The sequence below is a fragment of the Janthinobacterium agaricidamnosum NBRC 102515 = DSM 9628 genome (genome assembly GCF_000723165.1).
GTDB lineage: Bacteria > Pseudomonadota > Gammaproteobacteria > Burkholderiales > Burkholderiaceae_D > Janthinobacterium > Janthinobacterium agaricidamnosum.
On the sequence record NZ_HG322949.1, the window covers coordinates 2,151,647 to 2,175,587 of the forward strand.

General features: G+C 60.8%; 18 protein-coding genes and 1 riboswitch. Of the genes, 9 read left to right on the top strand and 9 right to left on the bottom strand.

What is annotated here, in order from left to right; translation table 11 throughout:
• The first annotated feature begins 97 nt into the window (after nt 1–97).
• Nucleotides 98–1,003, top strand: coding sequence for a LysR family transcriptional regulator (locus GJA_RS09200; protein WP_038491263.1), 906 nt, complete (start codon nt 98–100; stop codon nt 1,001–1,003).
• A gap of 28 nt (nt 1,004–1,031) precedes the next feature.
• On the opposite strand, the gene asd is transcribed toward GJA_RS09200, so the two are convergent.
• Together asd and GJA_RS09210 are read right to left on the bottom strand one after the other, a co-directional pair.
• Nucleotides 1,032–1,877, bottom strand: coding sequence for an archaetidylserine decarboxylase (gene asd / locus GJA_RS09205; protein ID WP_051780551.1), 846 nt, complete (start codon nt 1,875–1,877; stop codon nt 1,032–1,034).
• A gap of 126 nt (nt 1,878–2,003) precedes the next feature.
• The gene (locus GJA_RS09210) at nt 2,004–4,865 is read right to left on the bottom strand and encodes a TonB-dependent receptor domain-containing protein (protein WP_144241465.1); all 2,862 of its coding nucleotides are present in this window, start codon (nt 4,863–4,865) and stop codon (nt 2,004–2,006) included.
• Between the two features lie 289 nt (nt 4,866–5,154).
• Between GJA_RS09210 and GJA_RS09215 the strand changes: the two genes are divergently transcribed.
• From GJA_RS09215 to GJA_RS09235, 5 genes are all read left to right on the top strand, one after another.
• On the top strand, nt 5,155–7,344 hold the full coding sequence (locus GJA_RS09215) for a TonB-dependent receptor plug domain-containing protein (RefSeq protein WP_242404494.1): 2,190 nt from the start codon (nt 5,155–5,157) through the stop codon (nt 7,342–7,344).
• Between the two features lie 117 nt (nt 7,345–7,461).
• A complete protein-coding gene (locus tag GJA_RS09220; protein WP_038491269.1) occupies nt 7,462–8,703 on the top strand; it encodes a DEAD/DEAH box helicase in 1,242 nt (413 codons plus the stop codon).
• 58 nt (nt 8,704–8,761) lie between these two features.
• Nucleotides 8,762–9,376, top strand: a complete 615-nt coding sequence (locus GJA_RS09225) for an LON peptidase substrate-binding domain-containing protein (protein ID WP_038491272.1) — start codon at nt 8,762–8,764, stop codon at nt 9,374–9,376.
• A gap of 251 nt (nt 9,377–9,627) precedes the next feature.
• The gene (locus GJA_RS09230; protein WP_038491275.1) at nt 9,628–10,425 is read left to right on the top strand and encodes a polysaccharide lyase family 7 protein; all 798 of its coding nucleotides are present in this window, start codon (nt 9,628–9,630) and stop codon (nt 10,423–10,425) included.
• A 272-nt stretch (nt 10,426–10,697) separates the two neighbouring features.
• Complete coding sequence (locus GJA_RS09235) at nt 10,698–11,504, top strand: polysaccharide lyase family 7 protein (RefSeq protein ID WP_038491278.1); 807 nt, start codon at nt 10,698–10,700, stop codon at nt 11,502–11,504.
• A gap of 56 nt (nt 11,505–11,560) precedes the next feature.
• Here the strand turns inward: GJA_RS09235 and GJA_RS09240 are convergent, their stop codons facing one another.
• Nucleotides 11,561–12,715, bottom strand: coding sequence for an alginate lyase family protein (locus GJA_RS09240; RefSeq protein ID WP_051780553.1), 1,155 nt, complete (start codon nt 12,713–12,715; stop codon nt 11,561–11,563).
• Between the two features lie 325 nt (nt 12,716–13,040).
• On the opposite strand from GJA_RS09240, the gene GJA_RS09245 reads away from it, so the two are divergent.
• Nucleotides 13,041–13,796, top strand: a complete 756-nt coding sequence (locus tag GJA_RS09245) for a DNA-binding protein (protein ID WP_038491281.1) — start codon at nt 13,041–13,043, stop codon at nt 13,794–13,796.
• 1 nt (nt 13,797) lies between these two features.
• On the opposite strand, the gene GJA_RS09250 is transcribed toward GJA_RS09245, so the two are convergent.
• The 3 genes from GJA_RS09250 to trpS form a co-directional block, all read right to left on the bottom strand.
• The gene (locus GJA_RS09250) at nt 13,798–14,172 is read right to left on the bottom strand and encodes a DUF1294 domain-containing protein (RefSeq protein WP_038491284.1); all 375 of its coding nucleotides are present in this window, start codon (nt 14,170–14,172) and stop codon (nt 13,798–13,800) included.
• Nucleotides 14,173–14,179: 7 nt separating this feature from the next.
• Entirely contained in the window at nt 14,180–15,781 is a 1,602-nt protein-coding gene (locus tag GJA_RS09255; protein WP_038491287.1) for a pyridoxal-dependent decarboxylase, read from the bottom strand.
• Nucleotides 15,782–15,944: 163 nt separating this feature from the next.
• A complete protein-coding gene (gene trpS, locus GJA_RS09260; protein ID WP_038491290.1) occupies nt 15,945–16,961 on the bottom strand; it encodes a tryptophan--tRNA ligase in 1,017 nt (338 codons plus the stop codon).
• 473 nt (nt 16,962–17,434) lie between these two features.
• On the opposite strand from trpS, the gene GJA_RS09265 reads away from it, so the two are divergent.
• Both GJA_RS09265 and GJA_RS09270 read left to right on the top strand, forming a co-directional pair.
• Entirely contained in the window at nt 17,435–19,372 is a 1,938-nt protein-coding gene (locus tag GJA_RS09265) for a CocE/NonD family hydrolase (protein WP_038491293.1), read from the top strand.
• Between the two features lie 196 nt (nt 19,373–19,568).
• Complete coding sequence (locus GJA_RS09270; protein WP_038499257.1) at nt 19,569–20,849, top strand: arsenic transporter; 1,281 nt, start codon at nt 19,569–19,571, stop codon at nt 20,847–20,849.
• Here the strand turns inward: GJA_RS09270 and mntP are convergent, their stop codons facing one another.
• From mntP to GJA_RS09285, 3 genes are all read right to left on the bottom strand, one after another.
• Nucleotides 20,850–21,425, bottom strand: coding sequence for a manganese efflux pump MntP (gene mntP / locus GJA_RS09275; RefSeq protein ID WP_038491296.1), 576 nt, complete (start codon nt 21,423–21,425; stop codon nt 20,850–20,852).
• A gap of 80 nt (nt 21,426–21,505) precedes the next feature.
• A riboswitch (yybP-ykoY riboswitch) is annotated at nt 21,506–21,609 on the bottom strand.
• A 70-nt stretch (nt 21,610–21,679) separates the two neighbouring features.
• Nucleotides 21,680–22,501 (bottom strand): substrate-binding periplasmic protein, encoded by an 822-nt coding sequence (locus tag GJA_RS09280; RefSeq protein ID WP_038491298.1) that lies wholly within the window; start codon nt 22,499–22,501, stop codon nt 21,680–21,682.
• Nucleotides 22,502–22,625: 124 nt separating this feature from the next.
• The gene (locus GJA_RS09285; RefSeq protein WP_038491301.1) at nt 22,626–23,882 is read right to left on the bottom strand and encodes a TCR/Tet family MFS transporter; all 1,257 of its coding nucleotides are present in this window, start codon (nt 23,880–23,882) and stop codon (nt 22,626–22,628) included.
• Nucleotides 23,883–23,941: the final 59 nt, after the last annotated feature.

The following is a 23,941-nucleotide window of genomic DNA, read 5'->3' on the forward strand; positions in this document are numbered from 1 at the left end:
TAACTGGCTCCCTTGCGATGTAAGAACTTTATCAGTTCCAAAAATCATCCAGAAGCCGTTAAAATGGATAACATTAATCCGCTAATGGAACAATCATATGGATATCGATCCTGGCGACCTGCTGTTGTTTGCCCGCATCGTCGACAGCGGCAGTTTCAGCCGCGCCGCCGAACGCGTCGATTTGCCGAAATCGACGGTGTCGCGCCGCATCTCGCTGCTGGAAGCGAAACTGGGCGAGCGTTTGCTGCAAAGAACCACCCGCAAGCTGGTGCTGACCGAGTTCGGGGCCAGCCTGCTCGACCATGCGCGCAAGGTGCTGGAACAAACCGAGGCGGCCGGTGCGCTGGCGCAGCACCGGCAACTGGCGCCCAGCGGCAGGTTGCGCATCTCGATGCCGGCCGATTTCGCCGATGCGCTGATGGGACAGGTGCTGACGGCCTTCATCACGCGTTATCCCGATATTGCGCTGGAACTGGATTTGTCGCCGCGGCGGGTCGATCTGGTGGCGGAAAATTTCGACCTGGCGATCCGCATGGGCGATTTGCCGGACGACGCCAGCCTGGCGGCGCGCCGTATCGGCTTCAGCAAGCTGGCGCTGTTTGCGTCGCCATGCTACACCAGCCTGCGCGGCTTGCCCGAACATCCCGACGATTTATACCGCCACGAATTGCTGAGTTTGCCGCGCTCGGTGCATGGCCTGGTACATTGGACTTTGATACGCGGCAAGACCCACTGGGAGCGCGACTTGCCGGCGCGGGTGCTGGCCAATTCGCCGGACTTGCTGGTGCGCATGGCATGCAGCGGTATCGGCATCGCGGCCAGCACCGAGCGCCTCGCCACCGCCTATCTGGCGACAGGAGAGCTGGTGCGGGTCTTGCCGGAATGGAGTTTTCCGCAGGTCAGCGGCTGGGCGGTGTTTCCGGGCCGGCGCCTGATGCCGGCCAAGACGCGCGCCTTTCTCGACATGCTTGCTGACATGTACCCGGCGGGGGAGTACGCGTAGCTGACTGCCGGCATCGGCTTGTGTCCGCTTATTTCAGCGTGGCCATGCTTTCGCCGAGGCGCACCGGACCGGCCGGCTGCCAGGCTGGATTGAAGGCCAGCGTGTCTTTCGGAAACAGCATGACGACGGTCGAGCCGAGCAGGAAGCGGCCCAGTTCGTCGCCTTTTTTCAGCACGATATGCTGGTCGTCATAGGTCCAGTTGCGTACTGCCGGCGAGCGGGGCGGATTGACCACGCCATGCCATACCGTCGCCATGCTGCCGACGATGGTGGCGCCGACCAGCGTCATGACGAACGGGCCGTTGGCCGTGTCGAACACGCATACCACCCGTTCGTTGCGGGCAAACAGGCCGGGGATGCCGCGCGCGGTGGTCGGATTGACGGAAAACAGTTCGCCGGGAATATAAATCATGCGTCTCAGGCGGCCATCGCACGGCATGTGGATGCGGTGGTAGTCGCGCGGGCTCAGGTACAGGTTGGCGAAGCTGCCGTGGCGGAACCTGGCGGCCAGTTCAGGGTCGCCGCCGACCAGCGCGGTGGTGCTGAAGTGATGGCCCTTGGCCTGGAAAATCTGCTCATCCTGAATGGCCCCGAACTGGCTGATGCGGCCGTCGACCGGGCAAATGAAATCGGCTGGCGCCAAGGGGCGCGCATCCGGGCGCAAGGCGCGCGTGAAAAAATCGTTGAAGCTGGCGTAATTGGCGATATCCGGATCGAGCGCCTCATCCATGTTGACGTTGTAGCGGCCGACAAACCAGCGTATCAGCCTGGTGGTCATGGCGCCGCCCTTGGCGCCGGCGACGCGCCCGGCGAAATTGGTCAAGACTCCTTTGGGGAGCAGGTATTGCGGCAGCACGGCTAGACGGTCGGACACGATAAGGGCCTCTGGAGATGGACAAAAAACACGGAAACGCATTATAGCGGCGCTGGCGCAGCGTGTAAGGGATAAAAAACGGCGGACGCCAGCGCCCGCCGTTGCATCACGGATGCCGCGTACCGTTTAGAAGAACTTGTATTCCGCCGTCAGGCGCAGGCTGCGGCCGCGCACGTCGTCGGTATTTTGCGGAATGATGCCGCTGCCTTCGCGAGCGAACTCCTTCAAGTCCAGCGGCGGCCGGCGGTTCAGCACATTGCGCACAAAGGCCGACAGCGTCAGGTTCTTGATGCCGGTGTAGCTGAAGTTGTAATCGAAGCGGATGGTCGAGCCGACGTCGCAGTCGGCGCGGGTCCAGCCACGGTTTTCGACGCAACCGGCGACGCTGTAGCCATCATCGAAATAATCGCCCTGCAAGCTTGTCGGGCTGCTGTAAGTCAGCCGCAAGCCATTGGTATAACTGCCCGATTGCAGCGACGCGCCGATATTGGCCACGGTCTTGGGCGTCGCATACTGGCCGGCCAGGTTGTCGCCGTACTGGCCGCTGCCCAGCGTGCTGGCGAAATTGCGCAATTCCAGCAGGTAGGTGGCGTTGCCGCTCAGCGTCAAGCGGCCCAGGCCGGTGTTCACCCGGCCTGACGCACCCACGTCGATGCCGCTGACCTTGGTTTTCGAGACGTTTTCAAACATGCCGAAGGTCGACGACAGCGGGCCTTGCGTGACGCCGTACTGGGCTTGCTCGGCCGGCGTAAAGGTGCGGTCTTGTGTCAATGGCAAGCGATTGACGGTGCCTGGCGCCAGCGACGATTCAGCGGCCAGCAACTCGGCGGTCGACTTGATGCCGATTTCATTGCGGCGCTCGATATACCAGTAGTCGAGCGACAGGTTGTAGCCCTTGACCGGTTCCAGTACCAACCCGACGGTGGCGCTGCGCGAAGTTTCCGGTTTCAGGTTCGGATTGTTGACCACGCTGCTGGCGACGCCGGTCGAACATTCGTTGATATACACCGAGTCTGCGCGGGCCAGCAATAATTGCTTGTTCGGATCGTTGGCCGGCAACGCGTTGGAGGCGGCGGTCAGCGCATCGGCCAGCGCCTGGGCTTGCGGGCAGCGCCGCGGATCGTCGACGCCATTGTCGAAGGCGAACTTGCTCGATTGCGCGCTTTCGGTCAGGTTGGGTGCGCGGAAACCGGATTCCAGCGTGGCGCGCAGCAAGAGTTCCTTGCTGGCTTCGTAGCGCAGCGCCAGTTTCGGTGAAAAATGCGCGGCGAAATCGGGATATTTATCGGCCCGCACGGCTGCCTGCAGATCCAGCTTGCTGGTCAGCGGGAAATTCAATTCGCTGAACAGCGCCACCGTATTGCGCGACGCATCGGCGCTCGATGCGCCATTGCTGACGATGTCGCCGGCTTGCAGGTTGGCGGTCGGCGTGATCTTGAAACTTTCGTGGCGGATATCGCCGCCGACCGCCAGCGAGACCGGCCGGCCTTGATAACTGGCGATCTCGCCGCTGATTTTGCCGTCCAGGAAGACCTGGGTAATCTTGCCGTCGTAACCGTTTTCGGGGAACAAGGTGTTCAGCACCGCATCGCTGTTTTTCTGGCCGATCTTGTAGTCGCGGTTGAAAAACAGCGGGTCATCTTGCGATGGATCGTAATTGCCGATCACTTGCTTGAAACCGCTGTCGCTGATGGCGCCGCGGCTGCGGTCGGTGGTCTTGCTGCCCATCACGCCGATCGCCGTTTCCCAGTCGTATTTATCCCAGGTGCCGCGCAAGCCGGTCAGCGCGCGGTACTGGGTGCTGTCCGATTTGCGGTAGGCCGGCGAATCGGCGAAACGGTAGCGCAGCGGCGCTTCGTCGCCGGTCTGATTGAGCGGATGATTGGCGGGCAGGTAACGCGACGTGTAGGTTTTTGCCTGGCCGGTGCGCGGATCGCCCCATACCGCATCGGCGCCTTCCGAATCGTAGATGCTGAAGCCGCTGGTGTAATCGGTCTTGGTATTCGAAAATAACACTTCTGAAAAGGATTGCACCTTGTCGCTGATATTTATGGTGCCCGACAACAGGAAGTTCAGCCGCTTGGCTTCCGGAATGGCCTCGAAGCGGCTGTAGCGGTCGAATACGCACAGGCCGCCGGCGTTCAGCGTCGGGCAGCCGGCGATCGGACCCTGGCCGATGATGTTGCCCGGATAGCTGTAGGTCGATGGCGAGCCGCGCTTGCCGAACATCAGGCCGCTGTTATCGGCCACGGCGCTGAATTTCTTGCCGTAATCGGGATTGATGTCGTCGACCACGCTGCGCCACATGACGTTGCCACGTTGAAATACTTCCAGGTTGGCCAGCACATTGTAGCGATCCTTGTCCAGGTCGCCGAAGCCGCCGGTGATGCTGGCGGTGCTGGTATGGAATGGGGAGTGCTTGAGCGACTGGTCGCGGCTGGCGCGCGCCTGCAAGCCCTGGTAGTTAGTGCGGGTAATAATATTAATGACGCCGGCCACCGCATCGGAACCATAGATCGCCGAGCCGCCGCTGCGCAAGACTTCGATGCGGTCGATCGCGTCCAGCGGCAGCGAATCCAGGTTGGTGAATACTTCATTGTAGTCGGCCAGCGCATACGGTGCGACACGGCGCGAATTGAGCAGCACCAGCGTCGATTGTTTGCCGAGGTTGCGCAAGTTGACCGACGAGGCGCCGCCGGCGAAGGAGTTGCTGCCGTTGGTGTCGGACAGGCTGCCGCTGGTCGACGAGGTCAGCGTGTCCAGCACTTCCTTGACCGAATTGACGCCGAGGCGCTGGATTTCATCGCGCTTGATGATCTGAATCGGCACCGCTGTTTCAGCTTCGATCTGCTTGATGTTGGAACCGGTGATGACCACTTTTTGCATCGGCTTGCTGTCGTCCGTTTCCTGCGCCAGTACCACCTGCGAGGAAACCAGGGTCAAGGCGACCGCGATGACGCTGGTTTTCAAGGCTATTGCTTTTTTCAAAATTCTCTCCCGTTATATAGGTATCGATAACTCTGATAAAGTTGTCATATAAAAATCAATGTCTTTTTTGTAAAAGATCATTTTTATTATAGTTACGTCGATGTTTTTAATGCATGAATTCGTTTGAATCCGGCTTGCCGGCCAAAAAAAACAGCGTATTTGTTGTAATTTTGCGATGCATATCCTTTACACTGCGGCACCATTTCATTTTCTGGCCCCTGTGCTGCCTCCGTTCCTGACCATGCATCATCGATATTTACCTTTTCAGCTGACGTTGGCCGGCGCCGTTTTGCTGACCGCTCCAGCACAAGCCCAGCAAGTTCAGCAAGCCCGGCCTGCCGCGCCGGCGGATCAGGAAATCAAGGCGGAGCCGTCGGCCCACGAAAAAACGCCCGAGCCGGCAGTACAGTCGGTTGAAGTGAAGGGTGCGCTGGCCAGCTATGATCCGCGCCGCGACGATACCGCCAGCAAGATCGTGGTCAACAGCGAAGAGATCCAGAAGTATGGCGACACCTCGATCATGGATGTGTTCAAGCGCTTGCCGGGCATTACCGTCAGCGGCGCGGCCGGGCGCAGCGGCGGCGAAGTGCGCATGCGCGGCCTGGGCAGCGGTTATACCCAGATCCTGCTGAACGGCGAACGCGCGCCGGCCGGCTTTTCGCTCGACTCGCTGTCGCCCGACGTGATCGAACGGATCGAAATCCTGCGCGCCGCCAGCGCCGAATTCAGCACCCAGTCGATCGCCGGCACCATCAATGTGGTGCTCAAGAAAGCCGTCAAGACGGCCCAGCGCGAGCTCAAGGCCAGCGTGGCCGACGGCAGGAATGGCGCATCGGGATCGCTGAGCTTGCAACTCTCGGATCGCCACGGCGATTTCTCGTACTCGATGTCGGGAAGTTATTACAACGGCAATTACCGCTACGATGCACCATACGATGAAAACGGCCTGGATGCACTGGGGACGCCGAATCTGTTGCGTTACAATCAAGGCTACAGCTCCGGCCGCTATGAAGGCGTCAACCTGGCGCCGCGCCTGAACTGGACCTTGAAGGGCGGCGATACGCTGACCGCGCAGTTTTTCATCAACGCCGGACGATCCGGCAATGATAGCGTGAGCGAAGCCGACACCGTGCTGGGCCTGCGGCCGGTCTACGATGTGAGCGTCAATAATTTTACGTCGCACAATGCGTTTGGGCGCGGCGACCTGACCTGGGTGCATAAGATGGCGGCCGGCGCCAAGCTGGAATTGAAGGTGGGTGTCAATGGCGACCGCAATACCAGCGACAACCGGCAAACCGGCGCCAGCCAGGGAGCAGGTTTGTTGCTCAACAGCAGCGTGGCGACGGTGGGCAGCGGCCGTGGCGTCAGTTCGACCGGGAAATATTCGACGCCGCTGTTCGACGGCCATGCGCTGTCGGCCGGCTGGGATGGCGCGTATGGCACGCGCGACGATGAACGGCGCCAGCGCGACGTCGATTTGCCGGGCAGCCATCCGGTCAACAGCGACGAAGGTTTTGACGCGGCCATCAGCCGGCTGGCCGTGTACGGCCAGGATGAATGGACCATCAACCAGCGCTGGTCGCTGTATGCAGGCTTGCGCTGGGAAGGGGTGCAAACGCGCAGCGCCGGCGACACTTTCGAGGCGGTCAGCCAGCGCAGCAGCGTCTGGAGTCCGTTGCTGCAAACCTTGTGGAAATTGCCGGATAGTAAAGGCGATCAGCTGCGCTTCGCGCTGACGCGCACCTACAAGGCGCCGTCGGCGTCCAACCTGATCCCGCGCCGCTTCACGTCGACCAACAATAGCCAGACCGATCCCGACCGCCAGGGCAATCCGGAGCTGAAGCCGGAACTGGCGCTGGGACTGGACGCGTCGTTCGACCATTATTGGGCCGAAGGCGCTCTGCTGAGCGCCAGCGCATCGATGCGCCGCATCGACGGCTACACCCGGCAAGGCTTGCTGTTGCTGGATCAGCGCTGGGTCTCGACTCCGGTCAACGATGGCCGCGCGACCACCCGCAGCATCGAGCTGGAAGCCAAGTTCCCGCTGCGCACTGTCATGCATCATGCGCCGGCCATCGATCTGCGCGCCAGCCTGAGCCGGAACTGGTCGCGGGTCGAAGCGGTGCCGGGGCCGGACAACCGGCTCGACCAGCAAACCCCGTTCAGCGGCAACCTCGGCATCGACTATAAAAGCGCCGGCGGTTCCTTGTCGGCCGGCGCCAGCTTCAGCTACCGGAACGGCGGTGCGGTGCGCATCACGGAAAACCAGCGCAGCTGGAGCACGCCGCGGCGCGACCTGGAAGTGTATGGGGTGTGGAAGTTCGATCCGAAAAACCAGCTGCGCATCGCCGTGTCGAACTTGCTGGCGCAGGATTATGCGTCGGACAGCAGTTACACCGATGCCAGCGGCACGCTGCGGCGCCACAGCGTGTCGCCAGGCTCGGCGCAGGTGCGCGCGACCATGGAAATGAAGTTCTGATCCGGCACGCGATGCACCGCATGGCCTATAATCGCGGCTGTCGGGCGGTGCGCCGTTGGCGTGTCGCGACGATCTGTTGATTACCGTAATTTTTTGCCTGCAAGGTTGTAGCTATCCATGACGTTTCTTTCCCTCGGCTTGATCGACCCACTCATCCGTACCCTTGACGAACTGGGGTATGCCAAGCCGACGCCGGTGCAGGCCAAGGCGATTCCCGCCGTGCTGGCCAGGCGCGACGTGATGGCCGCGGCCCAGACCGGCACCGGCAAGACCGCCGGTTTTGCCGTGCCGCTGTTGCAGCGGCTGACCATGGAAGGCCCGCAAGTGGCCGCCAATTCGGTGCGCGTGCTGGTGCTGGTGCCGACCCGCGAACTGGCCGAGCAAGTCTATGAAAGCTTCCGCACCTATGGTGGTAACTTGCCGCTGCGCAGTTTTGTCGCGTATGGCGGGGTCGCCATCGAACCGCAGTTGAACAAATTGCGCAAGGGCCTGGACGTGCTGGTGGCGACGCCGGGCCGCTTGCTCGACTTGCACGGGCAGGGCGCCGTCCGATTCGAGCAATTGCAGACGCTGGTGCTGGACGAGGCCGACCGCATGCTGGACCTGGGTTTTGCCGGCGAGCTGGAGCGCATCGTCGCGGCCTTGCCGAAGCAGCGCCAGACCTTGCTGTTTTCGGCCACGTTTTCGGAGGCGATCCGCAGCATGGCCGGGCAGTTGCTGCACGATCCGCTGAGCATCGAGGTGAGCCCGCGCAACAGCACGGTGAAAAGCGTCAAGCAATCGATGATGCCGTGCGATAAAAAACGCAAGCCGGAACTGTTTTGCCACCTGCTCAAGAAAAAACGCTGGGGCCAGGTGCTGGTGTTCGTCAAGACCCGCAAGGGCGTCGAACAATTGGTCGCCACTTTGCTGCAGCAGGGCATACGCGCCGATTCGATTCATGGCGACAAGACCCAGCCGAACCGCTTGCGCGCGCTGGCCCGTTTCAAGGCAGCCGAAGTGCAAGTGCTGGTGGCCACCGATGTGGCGGCGCGCGGCCTGGATATCGAACAGTTGCCGTTAGTGGTCAACTTCGACTTGCCGACCGTGGCCGAAGACTATATCCACCGCATCGGCCGCACCGGCCGCGCCGGCGCCACCGGCGAGGCGATTTCGCTGGTGTGCGCCGATGAAGTCGATTTATTGTCGGCGGTCGAAGCGCTGACACGGCAAAGTTTGCGCCGCGTGGAAGAGGCCGGTTTTGAAGCCGAGCACCGGGTGCCGGTCACCGGCCCCGGCGGCGCGGTGCAGAAAAAACCGGTCAAGTTGCTGACGCCGAAAGCGGCCGAGCGCGCGTCGAAGCGGCGCTTTTACAAATAAATCCGCCGCGCCGCTGTCCGTGTGCGGCAGGATGGCCCGGTTTATGCCATGATGGCGCATGGCTACCATACCGTTGTTCCCGCTCAATACCGTCCTGTTCCCGGATGGCTATCTGCCGTTGCAGATATTCGAAGTGCGTTATTTGAATATGGTGCAGAAATGCATCGCCGACGGCCAGCCTTTTGGCGTCGTGTCTTTGCTGGACGGAACCGAAGTACGCAAGCCGGGCATGCACGATACCTTGGCCGAAGTGGGGACGCTGGCGCAGATCGTCGACTGGTCGGCGCCGCTGGCCGGCTTGCTGCAAATTAAATGCAGCGGCAGCGGGCGCTTCCGGATCTTGTCCAGTGAACAGCTCAAGCATGGCTTGTGGATGGGGCAGGTGGAAATGCTGGACGACGACAAGGCGGTGCCGATCCCGCCCGACCAGGAAAACGTCGCCAACGCGCTCGGCGCCCTGATCCGCACCTTGCAGGAAGAGCATATCCCGGCCGACCAAATGCCGATGATGCCGCCATTCCGGCTCGACGAATGCGGCTGGGTGGCGAACCGCTGGTGCGAATTATTGTCGCTCGACCTGGCGCAAAAACAACGCTTGCTGGCCCAGCAAAACCCGATGCTGCGGCTGGAACTGATCCAGGACGTGCTGTCCGATAATGGCTTGCTGGATTAAGAAGCTATCCCGATAGACGCTAAAAATGGTATCGGATCAACGCAAGCCCCGCTGAGAAATCAGCGGGGCTTTTTCATTACCAATTCATTACAAATCCGGTTTGCTGAAAAATAGATTTCCTTTGTAATGTAAAGTGCTTTTGGGCAATTTTTAAAACCTGGTGACCCGCCCATCTCGTCAGATTGGATGCATGAGTTTGTATTCAGTTGTTCCGTGCTGTCTTGACGCCCTCATAAAAACAAGGAAAAAAAATGCAAAATAGAATCATCGCGAGTCTGCTCAGTACCGTGCTTGCCGGCATGCTTGCTGCCTGCGGCGGTGCCGGCGCGCATTCGAACGGGCAAGCGCTGGCCAGTGCCGTATCGGCCCTGCAAACCTTGAATCCCGCGCAGCCGCCCGGGTCGAATTTCAACCTGGCGCCGTTTACGCTGCAATTGCCGACCGGTTCGGCCGGCAAGGTCGACACCGTCAACGGTTCCAGTCTTGCCGCCGGTTATACGAATCCATATTATTTTTATACCGATAGCGTGGACGGCGCGATGGTGATGATGGACCCGACCCAGGGCCGGACCACGTCCGGCTCGTTGCATGCGCGGACGGAAATGCGTGAAAATGCGATCTGGAGCAGCAACGGCAGCAACAAGCTGGATGCGACGGTGGCGGTGACCAAGGTGCCGGGCAAAACCACGATCGGCCAGATTTTCCAGGGGACCGGACCGAGCAAGCCACTGTGCGAATTGCAAGTCACGTCTGGCGGTGCGGTGAATCTTTTGCTTGAGGATAGCAATCAAGGCGGCAGCGCGAAGGTCTATCCGATCACCAGCGTGCCCGTGGGAACCCTCTTCAATTATGAGCTGGGCCTGACCGGTTCCACCATCAGCGTCACGGTCAACGATACGGTCAAGACTTTTACGATGGATTCCAGTTTTAATGGGGAAAGTTTTTACTTCAAGGCTGGCGACTACGATCAAACCGCCGTCTCCGGTACGCCGTTGACGACACCCGGCACCATCGTCAAATTTTATGCATTGACGCTGACGCACCAGTAACGCCGGCATCGCGCATGTACGCTGCGCAACAACGCAGTGTTGGCCGAGGCAATCGAGCCCTGATGAAGCATCATCAGGGCTTTTTCGTTACAAGTTAAATATTGTTAAAAATGGAATTGCAGAGTAGTGTTAAGTGCCTACAGGCAATTTTTTAAAGTCGGTGACCGCATATAACCGCATATGCCGCCAGATTTGATACTGCAACCTGTCGCCGTCCGTACTACCAGTCGTCCTTTGCTGTCTTTCAACCATTCATATGAACAGGGAAAAAAATGCAAAAGAGAATAGTGACGGGTTTGACGAGTACTGTATTGGCAGGCATGTTGTCGGCATGCGGTGGCGGCACTGGCGCTTCTCCAGATACGCAAATGCTGGCCAACGCCAATGCCGAGGTCGTGACGCAAGCGTTGAGTCCAAGCAAGGCGCCCGGGGCGAATTTTAATCTGGCGCCATTTACGTTGCAGTTGCCGACCGGTTCGTCCGGCAAGATCGACACCGTCAGCGCTAGCAGTCTGGCGGCCGGCTACACGAATCAATATTATTTCTACACCGATAAATCGGACGGCGCGATGGTGATGATGGACCCGGCACAGGGCTGGACCACGTCCGGCTCCAGGCATCCGCGCACGGAATTGCGTGAAAATGCGATCTGGAGCACCAAGGGGCGCAACAAGCTGAATGCGACGGTGGCGGTGACCAAGGTGCCGAAGAATACCGCGATCGCCCAGATCTTCCAGGGTACCGGGCCGAGCAAGCCGCTGTGCGAATTGCAGGTGACCTCGGGCGGTCTGGTTCAGTTTTTCCTTGAAGATACTAATCAGGGCGGCAGCGCGAAGACCTATCCCATCATTACCATACCGTTGGGAACGCGCTTTAATTATGAGCTGAGCCTGACCGGTTCCACCATTACCGTCACGGTCAATAATACGGTCAGAACCTTCACGATGGATTCCAGTTTTATCGGGACAAGTTTTTACTTCAAGGCCGGTAACTACGATCAAAGCGCCGTCGCCGGTCCGCCGTTGACGACGCCCGGCACCGTCGTCAAATTTTATGGATTGACGTTGACGCACCAGTAACACCGGCATCTGTCCAGCCCCCTGCATGCCGGCGCAGGGGGCTGGACGGGAACAGTTCAAGAATAATAGCGCTGCGAAAACATCACTTGCAGCCATGCGGGGGACGGCGCCAGACGGGCGCCCACTTGCTCGTAGCGCTTGTCGAGCTTGCATGCCAGCCAGCAAAGGGACGACGCCTGGTTGCGGTCCCATGTTCCAGAGTAACCCTTGACACCGGCATCGGCGCGGCGCGCGTCGAACGGCACCTTGCTGTGCACGAATTCGTCGTGCATCCGCTGGCCCAGGATGTAGGGCCGCATCCATTCGACCGCCTTGGCCAGGCGTCCCTGCGCCTCTTCGGCGCCATACCAGTCCTGGCCATGGGCCGCCGCCATGCAGGCTGTCATCAGCAACGGTTCCAGCGTGTAGGTGACATAGTGCAAGGCATCGCGTTCGGCGAAGTCGTAGGTCTTGCCGTCGGCATCGATATTGCGCATCACCTGGTGCATGAACGCGATGCGGGCCGTCTTGATCAGCTTTGCGTCGCCGCTATAAAAGGCCGCCGCCGTGCCGATCTTGACGCGGTGGCTTTGCCAGTTGTTCACGCTGGTCGATTTGGGACCATTGATGATGTCGCTGGACAGATAGCCGCGCGCCAGTTGCACGCACCAGCGCTGGCCTGCCGCCACCAGGTCAGCCGGCATTTGCTCGGCCAGCAAGTCCGCCGCCCATAACATGCTGGGCAGCTCGGTTTCATCGATAGGATTGAAGGAGGGCTGGTATTTGCCCAGCCATGTATCCAGGTAGCGCAAGGCGGCGTCGGCACAGGCGCGCCGGCCCGACAGCCGGTAAGCCAGCGCCTGCAAACGCGCCTGGCGCCAGTCTTCCTGGGCGTCCAGGCTGGCTGCGCGCTGGCCTTCGCCGTCAAGCAAGCCTTCGGTATGGACCCGGCTCATGAAATGCGGCTGCCGTTCCAGTGCCCGCTCGGCGCTGTTGCCCAGTTGACGCGCCAGCACCGCCGTGGCGCCGGCGGCCAGCGAGGCGGCGCGGGTCGCCGGCATCAGCGCGAACGTGGTTGGCGGGGCCGGATTTGCCGCGAGCGCCCAGCGCAGCGGCAGCATGCCGGCGGCGGCCGCGCCCAGCAGGCGCCGCCGGTGGATGTGCGGTGGAGTTGCTAGCCGGGTCTGGCGCTGAGACAGCTGGCTTTGTTGTTGTAGATGCTGGTCGATCACGCCGGTTTCTCTGTTGGTTGAATAGGGAGCCAGTATATTGAAATACTATCGTATGGAAATTATATCCGGCTTAAGGCGATTGGCGGCGGCGCGGAATCCGCGCTACGCCAGATCAAGTTTTCTGTTGTGTAATCATACTTTCTCTTGGGAAAACTTTACGTGCAATGTTTCCTTATATAACATAGCGGGCTCTATCAACATGAAGAGCGTCGGACAAAACGTTCAGGGCAACGCGCATTGCCGTAGGCAATACGAATGGCCGGCAAGGCAATGCAACGCCGCCATCGACGTTTTGTCCGGCGCTCCCAATAACACTAAAGAGTACATGATGGGACGTGAAGCCAGGGTAAGCCCCGAACAAGTCAATAGCGCCGCCGATGCGATGGTGGCGGAAGGCGTCAAGCCGAGCGCGCGCGCGGTGCGCGAACGCCTGGGCAATATCGGCTGCCTGGGAACCATCAGCAAGTTATTGCAACGCCGCAAGGCCGGCCAGCAGCGCCAGGTTGCCGCGGTGGCCGACTTGTCGCCGGTATTACAGCGCGCGATACTCGATTTTGTCGGCCAGGAAATCAGTGCCAACAATACTGAACACGAAGCGGAATCCAGCGAGCAACAGCAAGAGCTGAGCGACCTGGCGACCGAAAACGAACGCCAGCAAGACACCATCGACAATCAGGTGGCCGAGCTGGACGGCACCAGGGAAGAGCTGGAGCGCGAACGGCTGGTGGCGGGGCAGGCCCGCACCGACCTGGCCAAGGCCCAGTTAAAACTGGAAAGTTTGCCGCGCCTGGAAGAGGCCGCTGAAAAAGCGCGCATGGATCTGGCCAAGGCGCAATTCAAGCTGGAAGATATTCCACGGCTGGAAGAGGCGGCGCAACAGGCGCGCGCCGAACTGATCCAGGCGCAATTGAAACTGGAAAGCATGACCCGGCTGGAAGGCGAACTGGCGGCGCTGCGGGGCGAGCTGGAGGCGGAGCGCGAGGAGCTGGCCGAGGTGCGCGCCGAACTCGATGAAGAGCGCACCTTGCGCATCAAGGCCCAGCAATTCATCGTCGATCCGATCTTCAAGACGCCGCTGTAATTCATAGTTCGATCGGCGCGACCTCGGTGCCGATATCGGGCGCCGAGTAATGCAGGCTGAAATACACAAAGGCCGCCAGATTCAGCATCACCGTGATCCAGAACATGAGCCGGAACGCCGGCTTGCCCGATTTGTGGCGCAGCCATTGTTGCGCCAGCACGGCGCCCGGCCAGCCGCATAACAGCCCCAGCAGCAGCAGCGTGCGTTCCGGCGTGCGCCAGCGGCCAGCCTTGGCGGCGTTTTTGTCGATCGCGTAGGCGACGAAGCAGCTCAGGCTCAGCGCGCCATAAATGACGGCGACCATGGCCGGGATGTGGCAAAAGAAGGTTGCCGCCAGATACAGGGCAACAAACAGCAGGATGGCGAGGTAGGGCATGGTGGCTTTAGGTGTTGAGTTGCTTGCCTGGTTCGGCCAGCAGTAGCGTGCCCAGCTGGCGCTGTTCGGCCAGGATGGCCCGCAAATGCCGCGGCCGGGTCCTGACGTTGCTCAGCACCACGCGCAATACCGTGGTCTGGCCCGGATAGGCGGTCGACTCCAGCACCGTGCGCGATACAAAACTGGTCCCTTGCGCCTTTTGGCGGTTTTGCAGCTTCGCGTTCAATTCATTGACTTTCTGGTTCAGCAGCAGCGCCGCTTCCATGTTGCCGTGTGCCAACAAGCCAGCCAGTTGTTCGCGCCACTGTTGCGGAATATAACGATAGGTCAGGATAAAAGTGTCCGAATCGGTCATCAACTCGAAGTCTTGCTGGTCGGCCAGCAACTCGCGCATCTGGCCGGTCAGCGTGGCCGCCTGTTGCAGCAGCGCCGTATAGCCGTCGACGCCGAAGATCTTGAACGAGGTCCACAGTTTTAATGCGTCGAAACGGCGCGAACCTTCCAGCGAGGTTTGGCCCAGGTCGCCTGAATTGCTGCGCAAGATGTAGTTGGCGTTGTGCTTCAGCTGGTTCAGGCTGTTGCGATCCTTGAACAGCACCATGCTTTGCGCCATCGGCACCCACAGCAGCTTGTGGCCGTCGATGACCACCGAATCGGCCCGTGCGATGCCGTCATACAGCGGCCGGAACTGTTCGGCCAGCAACAGCGCACCGCCCCAGGCGGCATCGACGTGGAACCAGATCTGTTCGCGCTCGGCAATCTCGGCCATGGCCGCCAGCGGGTCGATGGCGCCGGTTTCGGTGGTGCCGGCGATGCCGACCATGGCGACGATCTTGATCTGCGCCTGTTTCAGTTCGGCGATCTTTTCTTGCAGCGCGGCGATGTCGATGCGATTATCGCGGCCGACCGGCACCAGGTGCAGCGCGGCTTCGCCCAGGCCCAGCGTGGCCAGCGATTTTTTCAAGGAATAATGACTGCGCGCCGAGCCGATCACGGCCAGGCCGCGGTAGCCCGACTGTGTCATCGTGGCAAACAAACCCTGCTTGCGGGTGCCCGGCAATTGATGTTCCAGCGCCACCGCCAGCGCCGTCAGGTTGCCCATGGTGCCGCCATTGACGACGTTGCCCAGCGCGTGGCCGGTGTCGCGCATCGACGCGGCATACTCGGCGTCGCCGCGCCGGTACACCTGGCGGTGCAGCCAGCCGATCAGTTGTTTTTCGATCAGCGTCGAGACATACGCCGTTTCGATCTTGACCTGGTTCTGGTTCAGCGCCGCCGTAAACGCTTCGGCCAGTACGCTGACCCACGGCAAGGCCTGGGTCATGTGGCCGATGTACATCGGGTGATTCAGTTGCGCCGTGTGGGTCAGTACCTTGCTGTCGAGCAAATCGAGGAAGTCCGCCACCGGCATGCCGCCGGCCGGCGGATCGATCTCGGTGAACTGCGGCAGCAATTCGGCGTGCGGCGTGGACGGGTAGGGCTGGCTGCGTTGCGCGGCCAGCCAGCCGCCCAGCATCCGCAGCGCCTTGTGCAGCGGCGCCGGTGCTTGCTTCAGCGTATCGATTGAAAAGTGCTGTTGCAGCAGCTGGTCCATCCTGGTATCTGTCATGGCGAATTTCTTGGTTAACGAGTCTTGCCGCTGCTTATACCTCGCGGTCCGCCGCGAACAGTGTCATTTACAGTGAGTACTGCGGGTGTTGAACAAAAGCAAAACGCCCTGGCGGAGCCGGGATTTTACCCGAGTCCGCCAGGGCGCATCAAATTGCGACTGCTTAGAAGTAGCTCAGTCCCAATGCCGCCTTGACTTCATCGGCGGTCCTGGCCGCGACTTCGCGTGCCTTGAAGGTACCTTCTTTTAACATTTGCAGCACTTGGCCACGGTCTTTGGCGAACTCTTCGCGGCGTGTGCGTATCGGCGCCAGCAAGTCTTGCAACACGCCTTCCAGGCGTTTCTTGACGATGCTGTCGCCCAGCCCGCCGCGCACATAATGGGCTTTCATGTCCGCCAGGCCAGCCTGGTCCGGGTCGAACGCATCCAGGTAAATGAAGGCGACGTTGCCTTCCAGGTGGCCCGGATCCTCGACGCGCAAGTGCAGCGGATCGGTATAGACCTTCTTGACGGCGGCGCTGATGTCGGCGGCGCTGGCGCCCAGGTTGATGGTGTTGCCCAGCGATTTGCTCATCTTGGCCTTGCCGTCGATGCCAGGCAGGCGGCCGATTTCCGGCACCAGCGCCTTGCATTCGACCAGGATGTCGCGGTTGACCAGGCGGTTGAAGCGGCGCACGATTTCATTGGTTTGCTCGATCATCGGGATCTGGTCTTCGCCGACCGGCACCAGCGCGGCCTTGAAGGCGCTGATGTCGGCGGCCTGGCTGGCCGGGTAGGTCAGGAAGCCGGCCGGAATGTCGCGCTCGAAGCCGCGCAGCACGATTTCCTGCTTGACGGTCGGGTTGCGCTCCAGGCGCGCCACGGTGACCATGTTCAGGTAATAAAAGGTCAGTTCGGCCAGTTCCGGGATTTGCGACTGGATCAGGATGGTCGACTTGGCTGGATCGATGCCGACCGCCAGGTAGTCGAGCGCGACTTCGACCACGTTGCGGCGCACCTTGTCGGTGTCTTCCATATTGTCGGTCAGCGCCTGGGCATCGGCCAGCATGATGAATTGCCGGTAGTCGTGCTGGTAGGCGACGCGGTTGCGCAGGCTGCCGACAAAATGGCCGAGGTGCAAGGGACCAGTCGGACGGTCGCCGGTCAGGATCACGGAGGGAGTAGCTGGCTGGGTGCTCATCAAGTTTCCTTTCGAGTCGCCCCAATCAAGATGGTCTGGGCTTGGTCATGCCCGAAACGCCACCCAGTCGAGGCGGCGTTGATCATAAATCACATCACTTTGCAGTGGCCGCGCGGTTTGAGCGGGGCCACCAATTCGTGCAAGAGTGAGGGGATGGGATAAATTTCATGGCGGTATGGTTGCAGTTTGACGGCGCGCTGTCAAGGTGTGACGTCATTTAAATTGACATCGTATTCACATCGCACACCTTGTTAGCGTGTCGGCATTTGTTACAACATCGTTCACAGGTCCGGTCAGGCGCCGCCGATGCATGCCTTGTCGTCGTTTAGCCGCCTGAACCGCGAGATTGCTTTATGCTCAAGCGTTGGGTACTATCACCGGCACGCTCTGCCGGGCGCCCCATACCCGGACATGAGCAGCTTGAGTTTCTACCCGAAGTTCTGTCTGGCCCAAATCCCTGTTTGGAGAAAAATATGCGCGTCTGGCAATCTGCCCAGCTCACCGGTTTTGTATTATTCAGTTCCTTCTTCCTGTCGCCGGCGATGGCGCAAATCACGCCGATGACGCCCGATATCGGCGCCAGGCTGGAAGCGTTCGACCAGGGCGCCGATTACATCAAGCGCGTGGTGATGATCCCGATGCGCGACGGCGTCAAGCTGTACACCGTGATCGTGGTGCCGAAGAACGCCAGCCGCGCACCGATCATCCTGACCCGCACGCCCTACAACGCGGCGCGCCGGGCCAATCGCAGTGTCAGCCCGCATATGCTGGCGATCTTGCCGCAAGGCGATGAAATATTCGTCAACGAAGGATATATCCGGGTGTTCCAGGACGTGCGCGGAAAATATGGTTCCGAAGGCGATTACGTGATGACGCGGCCGATCAGCGGCCCGCTCAACGATAGCAAGATCGATCACGCCACCGATGCGTGGGACACGATAGACTGGCTGGTCAAGAACGTGCCTGAAACCAATGGCAAAGTCGGCATGCTGGGTTCGTCCTACGAAGGCTTTACGGTGCTGATGGCGCTGGCCGACCCGCATCCGGCGTTGAAGGTCGCGGTGCCGATGAGCGCGATGGTGGACGGCTGGCGCGGCGACGACTGGTTCCACAATGGCGCTTTCCGCCAAAAGAACATGGGGTACTTCGCCAGCCAGACTTCCGCGCGCGGTGGCGGCGAAGCGCCATCGACCGGCATCTACGACGATTACCAAAGTTATCTGCAAGCCGGTTCGGCTGGCGACTACGCCAGCAAACTCGGCATCGACCGCCTGACTTATAGCAAGAAATTGTTCGAGCATCCGGCCTACGACAGTTACTGGCAAGAACAGGCGCTCGACAAGATCCTGGCCAAGCGGCCGATCAAGGTGCCGACCATGTACGTGGTCGGCCAGTGGGACCAGGAAGACATCTACGGCCCGTACGCGGTGTACCAGGCGCTGGAGCCGAAGGACAAGGCCAACAACATGAATTACCTGGCGGTCGGACCGTGGCGGCACAGCGGCGTCAACTATGAGGGTTCCAGCCTGGGCCCGCTGAAATTCGACGGCGACACCGCGCTGCAATTCCGGCGCGACGTGATGCAGCCCTTCCTCGACCAATACCTGAAGGATGGCGCGCCTGTCGCCAGCACGCCGCCGGTGCTGTTTTACCAAACCGGCAGCAACAAATGGCAGCATTTGCAGCAATGGCCGCTGGCTTGCGCCAAAGGCTGTCCGGCGCCGTTAAAGCCGATTTACCTGCAAGACGGCTTCAAGCTCGGTTTCGACAGCCCGCAGGGCGGCGCGCAGGCCTACGATGAATATGTCGCCGATCCGGCCAAGCCGGTGCCGTTCGTGCCGCGTCCGGTGCGCATGGACGATGGCAATGTGTGGAAACCGTGGCTGGTCAGCGACCAGCGCGCGTATGCCGACCGCACCGACGTGCTCAGCTATGTGTCGGAACCGTTGAAGGCAGCGTTGCAGATTTCCGGCGCGGCGCTGGTCAAGCTGTACGCATCGACCAGCGGCAGCGACGCCGATTGGGTGGTCAAGCTGATCGACGTGTATCCGGACGAGGTGCCGTCGCAGCCGGAACTGGGCGGTTACCAGTTGGGCATCGCGATGGATATTTTCCGCGGCCGCTACCGCGACAGCCTGGAACATCCGTCGCCGATTCCCGCCAACAAGATCGAACGCTACCGTTTCGTCTTGCCGAACGCCAATCACGTGTTCTTGCCGGGCCACCGTATCGCGGTGCAGGTGCAATCGAGCTGGTTCCCGCTGTACGACCGCAATCCGCAAACCTATGTGCCGAATATCTTCTTCGCCCAGCCAGGCGATTACCGGAAGGCGACGCAGCGGGTCTATCACTCGGCCGGCGCGGCCAGTTCGATCGACTTGCCGATCGTCGAGGCGGGCGCGGCAAAATGATGGCGTAGTGAATACGTGTCGAGCGGCGGTCATCGCGGCCGCTTGATGCTGACAATCAAGATTTTGCCGTGGATTGGCGAATCTTGAAACTTGTGATCACATCAGAATTGTAATTGAGCCTCAAACTTCTTGTATTGATTCTATATTTCCATTATTATTGAAATATAGAATTTATTTGCAAGAAAGGATGTGCAACATGATCGCTGCCGTGAGTATTTTCCTTGCCACCCTGACCCTGGTGATCTGGCAGCCGCGCGGGCTCGGCATCGGCTGGAGCGCGGCGCTGGGCGCACTGGCGGCGTTGCTGGCCGGCGTGATCCAGTGGCACGATATTCCGGTGGTGTGGCAGATCGTCTGGAATGCGACCGGCACGTTTATCGCCGTCATCATCATCAGCCTGCTGCTCGACCAGGCCGGTTTTTTCGAGTGGGCCGCCTTGCATGTGGTCCGCTGGGGCGGCGGTGGCGGCCGCAAGCTGTTCATGCTGCTGGTGTTGCTGGGCGCCACTGTGTCGGCGCTGTTCGCCAACGATGGCGCGGCGCTGATCCTGACGCCGATCGTCATCGCGATCTTGCTGGAATTACGCTTTTCAGCCCGGGCCACGCTGGCGTTCGTGATGGCGGCCGGTTTTATCGCCGACACCGCCAGCTTGCCGCTGGTGGTGTCGAACCTGGTCAACATCGTGTCCGCCGACTTTTTCAGGATCGGTTTTGCCTCGTATGCGGCGGTGATGGTGCCGGTCAACCTGGTCGCCGTCGCGACCAGTCTCGGCGTACTGGTCTGGTTTTTCCGCAAGGATATTCCGCAGCGTTACGATGTGGCGCAACTGAAGGCGCCGCAAGCGGCGATCCGCGACCTGGCCACGTTCAAGGCGGGCTGGCTGGTGCTGGCCCTGTTGCTGGCTGGATTCTTCTGGCTGGAGCCGGTCGGCGTGCCGATCAGTGTCGTGGCGGCGGCCGGCGCGCTGTTGCTGCTGGCCGTCGCCGCAAGAGGGCAGGCGATCCCGGTACGCTCGGTGCTACACCATGCGCCGTGGCATATCGTGGTGTTTTCGCTCGGTATGTATCTGGTGGTATATGGCTTGCGCAACGCCGGCCTGACGACTTGCCTGAGCGCCATGCTGGACAATTTTTCCCGGCACGGCGTGTGGGGCGCGGCGCTCGGCACCGGCTTGTTGACGGCCTTGCTGTCGTCGGTGATGAATAATATGCCGACCGTGCTGGTCGGTGCGCTGGCGATCGATGCCAGCACGGCGCAGGGCGCGGTGCGCCAGGCGATGATTTATGCCAACATCATCGGCAGCGACCTGGGGCCGAAGATGACGCCGATCGGCAGCCTGGCAACCTTGTTGTGGCTACATGTATTGGCCAGCAAAAAGATCGATATTTCTTGGGGATACTATTTCCGCACCGGCGTGGTGCTGACCGTGCCGGTGCTGTTGCTGACGCTGGCCGCGCTGGCGCTGCGCCTCGCCTGATCAGGCCGGCGTCGCGGCGCTCAGGTGCTGGTACAGTATGCCGGCGCCGACCCCGATCAGCACCAGGCCGCCGAGGATTTCGGCGCGCCGGCCTATCATGTTGCCGAGCAGCCGGCCCAGCATCACGCCGGCGGTCACCATCAGCATGGTGGCCGTGCCGATCGCCAGCGCCGCCAGCCAGATATTGACGTTGATAAAGGCCAGGCCGACCCCGACCGCCATCGCATCGATGCTGGTCGCCACCGCTGTCAGGGCCAGCATCCAGAACGTCTGGCGCTGGCTTTTTTGTTCTTCTTGCTGCCCGCTCAAGCCGGCCCAGATCATTCTGGCGCCCAGGCCCAGCAACAGCACGAAGGCGATCCAGTGATCCCATTGCGCCACCCATTGCGCGGCAAGCGAGCCGATGCCCCAGCCGATGACCGGCGTGATGGCCTCGATGCCGCCAAAGATCAGGCCGATCCGCAACGCTTGCAACAGGCGCGGTTGCCGCTGCATGGATGCGCCTTTGCCGATGGCGGCCGCGAAGGCGTCGGTGGACATGGCGAAAGCGAGAAAGACGATGGAAGTGAAATGCATGACGGGGTTCCTGCTGGGCGCGAAATCCACGGCATCACCCGTGCGCCCAAGCAAGACGAGGAAATGCCGATGGTCTCGCCAACCCTGTCATACAAGGCGCCCGTGCCACGACATTGCTGTCGAGTATGTTGACACGGACTCTACTGAACTGTTCAGTAGCAGGCTACTCCCCAAAGAGTGCGCATATTGTAGCCGAGTATGGGCAAGAGTGCATCACAAAACTGCTGTGCCGCACCGGCCCGGGGCAGCTTGTTTCAGCGCGGCCGGATACTGGTGGTCAGGAATTCCGAGCGATGATGGCGCTGGAACGATTCCAGCAAGGCGTTGGATTTGGCCATTTTTTCCAGCAATTCGCGCAATTGGGCCTGGTCTTCCGGTTTCAACGATTTTCTGGAAATGTAGGCGCCGCTTGAACCCCATGGCAATTCCGGCAACGCTTCCACGCGCAGTTTATCGACCAGTCCTTGTACCCGGGCATCGTTTTGCGCGGTGCCGGCCAGCATGGTCGGTCCCATGATGGTGGCGTCGACGAAGCCGCCCTGCATCAGGCGCGCCACCGACAGCGTGTCGACCTCGTAAAACAGGCGGCCCTGTTTCAGCAATTCCTTGGCCAGCGCCTGATAGGCGTCGCCATAATCGTAACCGCGCACCAGCGCCACGCGGATATCGCGCCGCTCGATCAAGTCTTGCACGCTGGTGATGGCGGGACGGCTGCTCTGGACCGACAGCAGCATCGGCCGGTGACCCAGCAGCGGCACGAACCAACCCTGCTGGTCGCGCCGCGGCGTGCTGATGGCCGGTATCAGCACATCGGCCTTGCCGGTTTCAAACATGGCTTCCAGGCGTGCGCGCGGCACGGCTGAAAAAACCAGGTTGCAGCCGACCTTGGCGCCGATGTTGCGTAGCAGTTCGGGGTAGATGCCGCTGACGCTGGTCCCATTGACCACCACGCTGGCGCCGATAGGCGACAGCGGCACGATGATGTCGCGCGTACATTCCGCCGATGCCGGCAGGGAACAGGTCATCGCCAGCCCGATCAGGACGCGGCGCCAGATATTGGAATAAAAGTTTCTCATACTTCTACTGTCATCCTTGCTAACCGTCTCTTGCCGCCAGCTTATGGCCGGGCGACTTGTCTAGTCATTGTCACTTATTTGTTGTCAAAAGCCAAGATTTAACCGGACCAATGCTGGCCTTAGTTTAAGCGAGCGCAATGTTATGTGTTTTGAAATAGCGCCATGCCACTGCCATGCCGGCTGCCTGCAAGATCGCGCACAGGAAAAACGTGCTGCCGATGCGCCAGTCGCCGGCGCCCAGGTGGCTGACCTTGCCCAGGATTGCGCTGCCGAGCAGCGGCATCAGGATCACGCCCAGGCTGCCGATCGATTGCAGCGAGCCCATTAATTCCCCTTGCTCGTTTGGCCGCGCCGATCTTGAAATGATGCCTTGCAGCGCAGGTCCGCCGGCAAACGCCAGCAGATTGCATAAAATCAGGGCGTACATCATCCAGCCCTGCGTCGCCAAGCCATACAGCGCATAGGTGATGCAGCCGGACGCCATGCCGATCAGCGCCAGCCGTACGTCGCCGTAACGCTTGATCAAGCTGCCCAGCAAGCCCGCTTGCACCACCGTCGAGCACAGGCCGACGCAAAACAGCGCGATGCCGTTGTCGCGCGTGGTCCAGCCGAAGCGGAAATGGGTATACAGCACCCAGGTGGTTTGCAACATCATCTGGGCGAAGGTCAGCAGCATGAACGAGAGGATCAGGCCGCGCAATTCGACCCGCCGCACCAGCTTCAGCAGCGCGGCGAAAGGGTTGATCCTGGACAGCTTGAACGGCGCGCGCTGGGCCGCCTGCAACGATTCCGGCACCACCAGGTAGCCGTAGATGAAATTGGCGGCCGACAAGCCGGCGGCGATATAAAACGGCAAATGCAGATGGATATCGCCCAGCAAGCCGCCCAGCATCGGGCCGCAAATAAAGCCCAGGCCGAAAGCGCCGCCGATCTTGCCGAAACTCTTGGCGCGGTTCTCCGGCGTGGAAATGTCCGATGCGTACGCCGACGCGACCGACATGCTGGCCGATGAAATGCCGCCGATGACGCGGCCGATGAACAGGCAAGCCAGGTTCGGCGCCCAGCCGGTGGCCAGGAAGTTGATGCACATGCCGGCCATCGAATACAGCAACACCGGGCGGCGTCCGACGCGGTCGCTGATGGCGCCCAGCATGGGCATGAAAATGAATTGCAGCAAGCCAAAGACGGCGGCCAGCACGCCATACCACATCGCTTGCTGATCGCGCCCGCTGACAAAGTCGCCGACCAGGATCGGCAGCACCGGCATCACCAGGCCGATGCCCAGCATGTCGATGAAGACGCAGACCAGGATGAAATTGAGATTGCCGGGCCGGGCCGGCGCGGCGGCGTCTTCCTGATGCTTGCTGGGGTCTGGGCTCATGTAGGCTTTCGGCCTGCCGGGCAAGCCTGTGGGTGACAGGTTGAGAAAGTGGACGCTGC